This window comes from Blautia glucerasea (assembly GCF_013304385.1).
In the GTDB taxonomy this organism is placed as follows: Bacteria; Bacillota; Clostridia; order Lachnospirales; family Lachnospiraceae; genus Blautia_A; species Blautia_A ammoniilytica.
In genome coordinates, this window is the sequence record NZ_JAAITU010000168.1 from 1 (window position 1) to 335 (window position 335).

The following is a 335-nucleotide window of genomic DNA, read 5'->3' on the forward strand; positions in this document are numbered from 1 at the left end:
ACAATTACATTACTCTGCTGATACAGCCAGTCCGTAAATTCTTTCGGGCTGGCTGTTCCTGTTTTTACAGCCTTTTTTCTCTGCAAGGCTTCTTTCTTAAAGTCGGAAAAGGCAACCTGTATTTTTTCCAGACGGTCAGCAGGAAAGCCTGCGGTATTTTTTACCCGGTTTATTTTGTTGCGCCAGTTCTGGCATTCATTTTTATAAAGCAGGTCATAGTTATTTTCTCTTGCCCTCTCGTCAAATTCCCGTTTGTTCTGAAGCGCCTGTGCTTTTCGGCACTTATCGCTGCACAGCTCATACCGCTGGCTCTTTGCCAGAAAATATTTTCCACA

The 335-nt window shown here is 43.6% G+C and carries 1 pseudogene; it reads right to left on the minus strand.

Annotated elements, in window-relative coordinates:
- Positions 1-335 (minus strand): annotated as a pseudogene (locus tag G5B11_RS18900) (hypothetical protein); the annotation flags it as partial.